Origin of the sequence: Mesorhizobium sp. CA10 (genome assembly GCF_020165285.1) — a bacterium.
GTDB lineage: Bacteria > Pseudomonadota > Alphaproteobacteria > Rhizobiales > Rhizobiaceae > Mesorhizobium.
The window spans coordinates 23,437-32,128 of sequence record NZ_JAIUHV010000023.1 but is presented as its reverse complement, the minus strand read 5'-3'; the positions used below and the strand labels follow the sequence as shown (position 1 = coordinate 32,128).

The 8,692-nt window shown below is 65.4% G+C and carries 12 protein-coding genes; 3 read left to right on the top strand and 9 right to left on the bottom strand.

What is annotated here, in order from left to right:
* Positions 1-142: 142 nt before the first annotated feature.
* Both LB535_RS28280 and LB535_RS28275 read right to left on the bottom strand, forming a co-directional pair.
* Positions 143-598, bottom strand: coding sequence for a cyclic nucleotide-binding domain-containing protein (locus LB535_RS28280; protein ID WP_224634513.1), 456 nt, complete (start codon positions 596-598; stop codon positions 143-145).
* A gap of 266 nt (positions 599-864) precedes the next feature.
* Positions 865-1,548, bottom strand: coding sequence for a response regulator transcription factor (locus LB535_RS28275; RefSeq protein ID WP_095769573.1), 684 nt, complete (start codon positions 1,546-1,548; stop codon positions 865-867).
* Between the two features lie 84 nt (positions 1,549-1,632).
* Here LB535_RS28275 and LB535_RS28270 point away from each other — a divergent pair, with 84 nt between their 5' ends.
* A complete protein-coding gene (locus tag LB535_RS28270) occupies positions 1,633-2,229 on the top strand; it encodes a L,D-transpeptidase (RefSeq protein WP_224634512.1) in 597 nt (198 codons plus the stop codon).
* Between the two features lie 75 nt (positions 2,230-2,304).
* On the opposite strand, the gene LB535_RS28265 is transcribed toward LB535_RS28270, so the two are convergent.
* Entirely contained in the window at positions 2,305-2,565 is a 261-nt protein-coding gene (locus LB535_RS28265; protein WP_224634511.1) for a hypothetical protein, read from the bottom strand.
* 130 nt (positions 2,566-2,695) lie between these two features.
* On the opposite strand from LB535_RS28265, the gene gcvA reads away from it, so the two are divergent.
* Complete coding sequence (gene gcvA, locus LB535_RS28260) at positions 2,696-3,616, top strand: transcriptional regulator GcvA (RefSeq protein WP_224634510.1); 921 nt, start codon at positions 2,696-2,698, stop codon at positions 3,614-3,616.
* Between the two features lie 6 nt (positions 3,617-3,622).
* Here gcvA and LB535_RS28255 read toward each other — a convergent pair whose 3' ends face one another.
* The 6 genes from LB535_RS28255 to tsaD all read right to left on the bottom strand — a co-directional run bounded on the left by LB535_RS28255 (position 3,623) and on the right by tsaD (position 7,664).
* Positions 3,623-4,048: a DUF1761 domain-containing protein gene (locus LB535_RS28255; RefSeq protein ID WP_224634509.1), complete on the bottom strand. Its 426-nt coding sequence runs from the start codon at positions 4,046-4,048 to the stop codon at positions 3,623-3,625.
* A 51-nt stretch (positions 4,049-4,099) separates the two neighbouring features.
* Complete coding sequence (locus tag LB535_RS28250; RefSeq protein WP_224634508.1) at positions 4,100-4,798, bottom strand: class I SAM-dependent methyltransferase; 699 nt, start codon at positions 4,796-4,798, stop codon at positions 4,100-4,102.
* Positions 4,753-5,178, bottom strand: a complete 426-nt coding sequence (locus LB535_RS28245) for an EVE domain-containing protein (RefSeq protein WP_224634507.1) — start codon at positions 5,176-5,178, stop codon at positions 4,753-4,755. Before LB535_RS28245 ends, LB535_RS28250 begins: the two co-directional genes overlap by 46 nt.
* A 90-nt stretch (positions 5,179-5,268) precedes the next feature.
* A complete protein-coding gene (locus LB535_RS28240; protein ID WP_040996441.1) occupies positions 5,269-5,565 on the bottom strand; it encodes a YciI-like protein in 297 nt (98 codons plus the stop codon).
* Between the two features lie 15 nt (positions 5,566-5,580).
* A complete protein-coding gene (locus LB535_RS28235; RefSeq protein WP_224634506.1) occupies positions 5,581-6,582 on the bottom strand; it encodes an NAD(P)H-dependent glycerol-3-phosphate dehydrogenase in 1,002 nt (333 codons plus the stop codon).
* Positions 6,579-7,664 (bottom strand): tRNA (adenosine(37)-N6)-threonylcarbamoyltransferase complex transferase subunit TsaD, encoded by a 1,086-nt coding sequence (tsaD, locus tag LB535_RS28230; protein ID WP_224634514.1) that lies wholly within the window; start codon positions 7,662-7,664, stop codon positions 6,579-6,581. The genes LB535_RS28235 and tsaD overlap by 4 nt, the downstream gene beginning before the upstream one ends.
* 103 nt (positions 7,665-7,767) lie before the next feature.
* On the opposite strand from tsaD, the gene hemC reads away from it, so the two are divergent.
* Entirely contained in the window at positions 7,768-8,691 is a 924-nt protein-coding gene (gene hemC / locus LB535_RS28225) for a hydroxymethylbilane synthase (RefSeq protein ID WP_224634505.1), read from the top strand.
* The last annotated feature ends 1 nt before the right edge of the window (position 8,692 follow it).

Here is an 8,692-nt window from a genome sequence, read left to right as displayed (position 1 = left end):
AAGGACGACCAGGATTCATTCGGTCTCCTTCCCACTTCAACCATACACCAGAACCAACACACAGGATTCCAGGGTCTGCGCGCGTCGCTCCGCTCCTTGCTCCGCCCTGGAATGACGAAGGTGCTTTCTGGCCGGCGCCATCCTACTCCGTAAACCTGGGCGCCAGCGCCTCAATGCGGGCGATCATCTGCTGGAATTCCTCCAGGATGCGCTCATGCAAAAGCACCGCGATCTCCGGATATTCTTCCAGGATCCGGTGGAACATCTTGCGGCTCAATCGGATCACTTCCGAGTCGATCGCGGCCGAGGCGCTGGTCAGCCGGTTGGTATCGGCGATCAGCGCCAGTTCGCTCAGCATGGTGCCTGGGCCTGCCGTACCGATCGGCACGCGTTCGCCGCCCAGCTCCCGATAGAGCGCGATCAAACCGCTGACCACGATATAGGCAGAATCAGCGACATCGTCCTCGCGGTACAGCTTATGGTCGGCTTGCAGCACGGTGGTCTCGGCGCCGAAGGCAAGCAGGCGCAGCTGTTCCTGCGTGAAGCCCTGGAAAAGCTTCACGCTTGACAGAATGCGGATGTCGTCATCCAGCGCCATCCTAGCTGTGTCCCCGAGCGGTCAGTCCAGTCCCTCCTTTGGAGCGGCGCGCCCTCCTGGGCTCGCGAAACGCTCCACCGTGCATCATGCGATGCGTGCAACGAGCCGACCCCATCACCCTCCAGCACCAGGATCGTACCCGAAGCGGTCCCGCCCGACCGCCCTAAATGTTTGTTTCGACGCAATTCCGGACGGTCGTCCTCGGCGAAGCCGCCGAGCCCAACCGTTTCACACTTTTCCTGGAATTGCTCTTGATCATGAAATGTTTAAGGAACCAGCTTGTAGCCGCCGCTTTCTGTCACAAGAATTTCGGCATTGGAAGGATCGCGCTCGATCTTCTGGCGCAACCGGTAGACATGGGTCTCCAGCGTGTGCGTGGTGACGCCGGAATTGTAGCCCCAGACCTCTTCCAAAAGAACGTCGCGCGTCACCACCTTCTGGTCGGCGCGGTAGAGGTATTTGATGATCGAGGCTTCCTTCTCGGTCAGCCGCACCTTGGCGCCGCGCGGATCGATCAGCAGCTTCTGGCTGGGCTTGAACGTGTAGGGACCGACCGAGAAGGTCGCGTCCTCGCTTTGCTCGTGCTGGCGAAGCTGGGCGCGGATGCGCGCGAGCAGCACGGCAAAGCGGAAAGGTTTGGTCACATAATCGTTGGCGCCGGCCTCGAGACCCAGGATCGTGTCGGAATCGGTGTCGTGGCCGGTCAGCATGATGATCGGCGCCTTGTAGCCGCCCTTGCGCAGGATCTTCACCGCCTCGCGGCCATCCATGTCGGGCAGGCCGACATCCATGATGAGCAGGTCGACGACGCCGCTGCGCGCCGCGGCAACGCCTTTTGCGGCGGTCGCTTCTTGCTGGACGTCGAATTCTTCGTAGAGCGCCAGCTGCTCAACCAGGGTGGCGCGCAAGTCGTCGTCGTCATCAACGATCAGAATGGTACGTGATGTCATAGATCAATCCGTTGTTTTAAAAAGAATATTCAGTTGACCTCCCCCCATTTATGCGGAAGCTCACCGGCGCAACAGCCGATCACAGTGATTTGTTCCGTGACCCAATCATACAAGAAAAAACGTGCGCGCAATGCGTCGGGCGCATTTTTGCCGAAGGGCTTGAGCGTTTTGGTGGTGCGCGCGCGCCCCGGCAACCCCGCGCAAGGCTTCCTGCAAGCCGGCAAAACGGTGTTTCCCTGCGCGCTGGGGCGCAGCGGCATTACCGCCAACAAGCATGAAGGGGACGGCGCGACGCCGCTGGCGTCGATGCGCATTCTGTCAGGCTATTTCCGGGGCGATCATTTCGCGAGCGGGCGCAGGACGAGGCTGCCGATGGCGCCGATCGGTCCGGATCTCGGCTGGTGCGAGGTGCCGGACGACCGCAACTACAATCGCCCGGTCAAGATCCCCTATGGCGCCAGCCATGAGCGGATGAAGCGCGACGACCGGCTTTACGATGTCTGCCTTGTGCTCGACTGGAACATCGCACCGCGCCGGCGCGGGCGCGGCAGCGCGATCTTCTTCCATCTGGCCCGGCCGGGCTTCACGCCGACGCAAGGCTGCGTGGCGGTGACGGCGCGGACCATGGCGAGGCTGCTTCCGTTGCTGTCGGACAGGACGGTGGTGAAGGTGGTGAGGTAGGCAGTAGGCAGTAGGCAGCAGGCAGCAGGCAGCAGGCAGTAGGTGTCTCGTCGCTATTGCCTAACTGCCTAATCCCTAATGCCTCTCTCCCGGTTTCTGCCAGCCCGTGCCGAGCAGCCCGATCTCACGAAGCTCCCTGTCCATCGTCTTCGCGATGTCCCGACGTCCGGCGCCGATGTCGCGCAACTGGCTGTCGGAGAGGTCTTCGATCGGATCGTGGGACAGCCGGGCGGCGACGCGGGCCTGGCGCAGCCAATCGCGTGCCGAACGCAGCCAAAGGGCGAAGCCGGAAGGGGATTCCAGGGTGGTGCAGGGCTTCAAGGCGATCTCAGACATGGCTCTATCCGTGTTCTCCGGATATCAAGTCCGGTTTTATGGTGTTTCGATGAAGCCATGATGCCGGATTGAAAAACAAACGGGAAACGAGTAGTTCTTTTCAGATCATCAAGTTTTATTTGGAGATCACATGTCCAAGCTGCTGCCGGGAACGCGTGCGCTGCGGACGTTCGAAGCGGCAGCCAGGCATCTCAACTTCACCCGCGCGGCCGACGAGCTCGGCCTGACGCCAGCGGCGGTCAGCCACCAGATCAAGGAAATCGAGGATCAGCTCGGGCTGGTGCTGTTCACGCGCACCAGCCGCACCATCCGGCTGACGGAGGCAGGCAATGTGCTGCTGGAGGCCTCGGTCGACGCGCTCGACCTGCTGAACCGCGCCGTCAGCCGCGCCCGCAAGATGACCCGCGGCACCGCGCTGCTGAAGGTGACGCTCGACGCGCAGTTCGCGACGAAATGGCTGATGCGCCGCGTCGACGACTTCCGCAAGCAAAAGCCGGGCATCGAGCTGCGCTTCGACATCACCTACGATGTCCGGGATTTCGACCTCGACGACGTCGATGTCGGCATCCGCTTCGGCGCCGGCAAATATCCGGGGCTCTGCGCGCATCGGCTGTTCGAGAACATCATCATCCCGGTGTGCAGCCCGGCGCTGCTGGCGTCAGGTCCGCCGCTGAAGGAGCCGCGCGACCTGTTCAACCACACGCTCGCGCATATCGAATGGTCGCGGCAGGGCGTGACCTGGCCGAACTGGAGCATGTGGATGCACGCGGCCGGCATCGACGATTTCGACGACAGCCGCACGCTGGTCTTCGGGTCGTCGACCGATGCCACCCAGGCGGCGCTCGACGGCAACGCGGTGGCGCTCGCCGACTTCGCCATGGTCGCCAACGATCTTTCGCAGGGACGTCTGGTGCGGCCCTTCGAGCTCGGCATCAAGGTCGCGCCGGAATTCGCCTATTTCCTGGTCTATCCCGAGGCGGCGAAGGACGACGCGCGCGTCGTCGCCTTTCGCGAATGGCTGCTGGACGAGGTGGCGAAAACGCCGACCTGAATCAGTCTAGCCCGCTGGCGCCGCCGGCGCGCCGAACCAGCCGATGATGGCGCCGATGATCAGCATCACGCCCAGCCAGTGGCCGGCATCGATCAGCGTCAGGGCCCAGCCGAAGCCTTCATAGCGGTGGTTGACGGTGAGCGTGGTGGCGATGAATCCGAGCCAGAGCACGAAGCCGAACAGCAACCCGGCGATCGGGTTCGGCTCGCCGCCGGTTATGGCGCCCACCACCAGCGTCAGCACGAGCGCCATGATCAGCTCGGCAATGAAGCTGACGACGAAGGGAGCGACCGAGCGCTGCATGGTGGCCGGGTCGAGCTTGGCGGCCTTCAGCCAAGGCTTGCTCAAGCCCATGTACCAGGCGGCCCCGAACAGCCACGCGACGATTGCGGCGGCGATCACCGCCAGCCAGTTCACGACCGAAAAATCCATGCTTTTCCCCTCCAAGTTGAAAGGCGATGGAACGCTTGTTCGGCGATCGCGTCAAGCAAGGCGCCAGACGGTGGTGCGCTTGACCTCGGCATCTTCCAGCACGCGCGTCACCGGAACATGGTAGACGGCAAGCGATCGCAGCCCGGTCCTGGGGAGATAGGCGCGGCCGGGATCGCCGACGAGGATTTCGGCGCCGCGCGCCTTCAGAGATCCGAACCAGGGCAGCACCCGTTCGGCGAAGGCCTTGTCGTAGAAGACGTCACCGGCGAGCACGACGTCCCAGCCATCGTCGGTGCCGACGCAATCCGTGCCGCGGAATTGCGCTTCAACGCCGTTGGCTTCGAGGTTGATGGCGATCGCCGTCTCGCAGAACGGGTCGATGTCGGCGGCGATCACTTGCTTCGCGCCGGCCTTCATCGCTGCGATCGCGACGAGGCCGGAACCGGAGGCGAAATCGAGCACCCGTTTGCCGCGCACGGTGCCCGGATTGTCGAGCACATAGCGGGCAAGGCCCTGGCCGCCGGCCCAGGCGAAGGCCCAGAAGGGCGGCGGCAGGCCGATCTCGGCCAGCTCTTCCTCGGTGCGCAGCCATAGATCATGCGCCTCGTCGGCGAGGTGCAGCAGCACTTCCGGCACATGCGGCGGCGCCATCAGCGCCGTGTTGTCGAGGATGAACTTTCTCGCGCTTCTCGGCGTGAGCTTGGTCACGGCGCCGGATTGAGCTCGGCCATGCGGCAGACCTCTTTCCATTCGGCCGGCGTCACCGGCTGCACGGAAAGCCGGCCGAGCCGGACCAGCGCCATCTCGGCGAGCTTCGGGTTGGCCTTGACCTCTTCCAGCGTCACCGGCCGCGGCACGTCCTTATAGGCGCGGATGTCGACGCATTCCCAGCGCGGATCGTCGGTCGTGGTGTCGGGATGGGCCAGCGCGCAGACCTCGGCGATGCCGACGATGTCGAGGCCCTCATTGGAGTGATAGAAGAAGCCGAGATCGCCAATCTGCATCGCCTTCATGTTGTTGCGGGCGGCGTAGTTGCGCACACCGTCCCATTGCGTGCCGGCCTTGCCTTTGGCCTTCAACGCCTCGAAGGAAAAGACCGAGGGTTCGGACTTGAACAGCCAGTAGTTCATATCGTTTGTCCCATCGCTTTGTCGCACCGCCACGCATGGCGTTCCCGTCTATGCTTACTCTCTCGCCGTCGCTGCGGCGAGAGCAGCCAATCATGCGCCGGCGGGCTTCTGGAAGACCCAGTTCCACGGGCGGATCTGGACGCTTTCGAACAGGCCGGCCTTAGCGTAGGGATCGGCCGCGGCCAAAGCTTGGGCAGCAGCCATGTCCGGCGCCTCGATCATCACCAGGCTGCCGTCCGGCTTGCCGTCGGCGTCGAGGAAGGGACCTGCAAAAGCAAGCTTGCCCTCGGCGATCAGACCTTCCAGGAACGCAGCATGCGCCGGCCGCGTGTCGACGCGCAGCTGCAGGCTGCCGGGCTTGTCCTTGCAAATCAACGCAAACAGCATTTTCAACTCCGATGGTCAAATGTCGGTTTCGGTTTTGAGCGGCCTCGTCATCAGCGCGGTCACGGCCTGGCCGATCGTCACCTTGCCGTCGAGGATGGCGGCGACGGCCGAGATGATAGGCGCCTCGATGCCGCGCTCGGCGGCAATGCGAGCGGCAATCCCCGCCGTTGGCACACCTTCGGCCAGCGGAAGGCCGGCGAGCGGCTTGCCCTGACCGAGCGCCAAGCCATAGGCGAAATTGCGCGACTGCGCCGAGGAGCAAGTGAGCAAGAGGTCGCCGAGGCCGGAAAGCCCCATCAGCGTTTCCGGCCGGGCGTCGAAGGCCGCGCCGATGCGGCGCAATTCGACGAAGCCGCGCGTCACCATGGCGGCCTGGGCGCTGGCGCCGAGGCCTGCGCCGGTGACGGCGCCGGCGGCGATGGCAAAGACGTTCTTCAGCGCGCCGCCGATCTCGACGCCGATCAAGTCGTCGCTCGAATAGCAGCGCAGGTTCTCCGCCGAGAAGCGGGCGGCAAGCTCGGCCGCCAATTCCGCATCGCGGGCGGCAACCACCACGGCGGTCGGCAGGCCGCGCGCGACGTCGCTGGCGAAGCTCGGGCCGGAAAGCGCCGCGACCGGATTGCCCGGCAGGCTTTCCTCGACGATCGCCGAGAGCAGCGCGCCGGTATCGCGCTCGATGCCCTTGGCGCAGAGCACCAGCGGCGCTCCCTGGGGCACATGGTTGCGGGCGTTGGCCAGGATGGCGCGCAGCGACTGCGCCGGCGTCACGGCGAGCACGCAGTCGGCGCCGTCAAGCGCCGCGGCAATGTCGCTGGAGGCCATGATGCCGGGCTCGATCCTGATGCCGGGCAGGTAGCGCGGGTTCTCGCCGCGGGCGATGGCGGCGACGGTTTCGGCGTCGCGGGCATAGAGCCGGACATCATGGCCGGCGCGCAACATGGCCAGCGCCAGCGCCGTGCCCCAAGCGCCGCCTCCCAGCACCGCAACGCGCCAGCCGCTGGTGCTTTTCTTGGTCATGCCTTGGCACCACGCCGGCCCGAGCCGACCAGAGGCGCGGAAACACTGTCGAGCGGCCAGCGCGAGCGCGGCACGAAATCGGCGGCGTTTTCGTCGGCGATGCCGGCGCGCAGCCGCTCTATGCCGGCCCAGGCGATCATCGCCGCATTATCGGTGCAAAGCTTCTGCGGCGGCGCGATGAATGCGAAGCCGGCTGCGGAACACAGTGCTTCGAGCGTCGCCTTGATGGTGCGGTTGGCGGCGACGCCGCCGGCAACGACCAGCGCCGGCTTTGCATGGTCCGGGAATTCCTGGCGGAACCGGGCAAGGGTGCGGCCGACACGATCGCCCAGCGCGTCCGCCACCGCCGCCTGGAAAGAGGCGCAGATGTCGGCGACGTCCTGGCCGCTTAGCGGCGCGATCGCGCTCGCCGCCTGGCGCACCGCCGTCTTCAAACCGGAGAAGGAGAAATCGGGCTGCGCCGAGCCCTTCATCGGGCGTGGGAAGGCAAAGCGGCCCGCATCGCCGCCGGCGGCCGCCTTCTCGACATTCGGGCCGCCGGGATAGGGCAGGCCAAGCATCTTGGCGGTCTTGTCGAAGGCCTCGCCCAGCGCATCGTCTATGGTGGTCGCCCAGCGCTGGTAATCGCCGACGCCGCGCACCGCGACGATCTGGGTGTGGCCGCCGGAGACGAGCAGAAGCAGATAAGGAAAATCGAGACCGTGGGTCAGCCGCGCCGTCAGCGCGTGGCCCTCGAGGTGGTTGATGGCGATCAGCGGCTTGTTGGCGGCAGCGGCGATTGCCTTGGCCGTCATTAGGCCAACGATCAATCCGCCGACCAGGCCCGGCCCTGCTGTCGCGGCGATCGCGTCGATCTCATCGAGCGACACGGCCGAATCGGCGAGCGCCGCCTCGACAATGCCGTCCAGCGCCTCGACATGGGCGCGCGCGGCGATCTCGGGCACGACGCCGCCAAAGGCCGCGTGCTCCTCGATCTGGCTGAGCACCACGTTGGACAGGATTTCGGGCGCGGCGACGCCGTCCAGCGCCACAACGCTGGACGCCGTCTCGTCGCAGCTCGTCTCAATGCCCAGAACGCGGATCAATTGGTCGCTGGCCTCTATGATTGTATCACCGGCCAATCCCAATTAGGAAAAGGCCCGGCAGACCTCAAGCTGCCCCGGGGGTTATCACGGACCGCGCGCCATGCAAACTTTGAAAATCGGAACACGCGGCAGCCCGCTGGCATTGGCCCAGGCGCATGAGACGCGGGCACGGCTGATGCAGGCGCATGGCCTGCCCGAAGAGGCGTTCGAAGTGGTGCCGATCTCGACCAGCGGCGACCGCATCCAGGACCGGCCGCTGTCGGAAGCCGGCGGCAAGGGCCTGTTCACCAAGGAAATCGAGGAGGCGCTGCTCGACGGCCGCATCGATATCGCCGTGCATTCGTCGAAGGACATGCCGACGGTGCTGCCCGTCGGGTTGGAGCTTGTCACCTTCCTGCCGCGCGAGGACGCGCGCGACGCCTTCATCGGCAAGAACGTGAAGCGGATCGCCGACCTGCCGCATGGCGCCACGGTCGGATCGTCATCGCTGCGCCGTCAAGCGCTGATCCGCCGCATGCGGCCGGATCTCGACGTGGTGATCTTCCGCGGCAATGTGCAGACCCGGTTGCGCAAGCTGGACGAGGGCGTCGCCGAGGGCACCATCCTGGCCTATGCCGGATTGAAGCGCCTCGGACTTGAGCATGTCGTCACCGACCTGATGCCGCTGGAAGCTTTTCCGCCGGCGCCGGGACAAGGCGCGATCGGCATCGAAACCCGCATCGGCGACCGCGACGTCGAAAAGATGCTGGCAGCGATCCATCACGTGCCGACCGGCCAGGCGCTCACCTGCGAGCGCGCCTTCCTCGCCGCGCTCGACGGCTCCTGCCGCACGCCGATCGCCGGCCATGCGACGGTGGCGGGCGAAAAACTGTCCTTCGCCGGGCTGATCATCTCGCCCGACGGCACGGAATCGCATGAGGTCCGGCTGGAAGGCGAGGCTGCCGACGCGGCGGAGATCGGCCTGGACGCGGCGCGCACGGTCCGAGCCCGGGCTGGTGCGACATTCTTCGACGGCTGGGCCTGAC

What these genes read in the sequence shown, in the direction of transcription:
- LB535_RS28280 (WP_224634513.1), bottom strand. Translation starts at nt 598, where the DNA reads ATGGCGCTGGATGACGACATCCGCATTCTGTCAAGCGTGAAGCTTTTC.
- LB535_RS28275 (WP_095769573.1), bottom strand. Translation starts at nt 1,548, where the DNA reads ATGACATCACGTACCATTCTGATCGTTGATGACGACGACGACTTGCGC.
- LB535_RS28265 (WP_224634511.1), bottom strand. Translation starts at nt 2,565, where the DNA reads ATGTCTGAGATCGCCTTGAAGCCCTGCACCACCCTGGAATCCCCTTCC.
- gcvA (WP_224634510.1), top strand. Translation starts at nt 2,696, where the DNA reads ATGTCCAAGCTGCTGCCGGGAACGCGTGCGCTGCGGACGTTCGAAGCG.
- LB535_RS28255 (WP_224634509.1), bottom strand. Translation starts at nt 4,048, where the DNA reads ATGGATTTTTCGGTCGTGAACTGGCTGGCGGTGATCGCCGCCGCAATC.
- LB535_RS28250 (WP_224634508.1), bottom strand. Translation starts at nt 4,798, where the DNA reads ATGGAAAGAGGTCTGCCGCATGGCCGAGCTCAATCCGGCGCCGTGACC.
- LB535_RS28245 (WP_224634507.1), bottom strand. Translation starts at nt 5,178, where the DNA reads ATGAACTACTGGCTGTTCAAGTCCGAACCCTCGGTCTTTTCCTTCGAG.
- LB535_RS28240 (WP_040996441.1), bottom strand. Translation starts at nt 5,565, where the DNA reads ATGCTGTTTGCGTTGATTTGCAAGGACAAGCCCGGCAGCCTGCAGCTG.
- LB535_RS28235 (WP_224634506.1), bottom strand. Translation starts at nt 6,582, where the DNA reads ATGACCAAGAAAAGCACCAGCGGCTGGCGCGTTGCGGTGCTGGGAGGC.
- hemC (WP_224634505.1), top strand. Translation starts at nt 7,768, where the DNA reads ATGCAAACTTTGAAAATCGGAACACGCGGCAGCCCGCTGGCATTGGCC.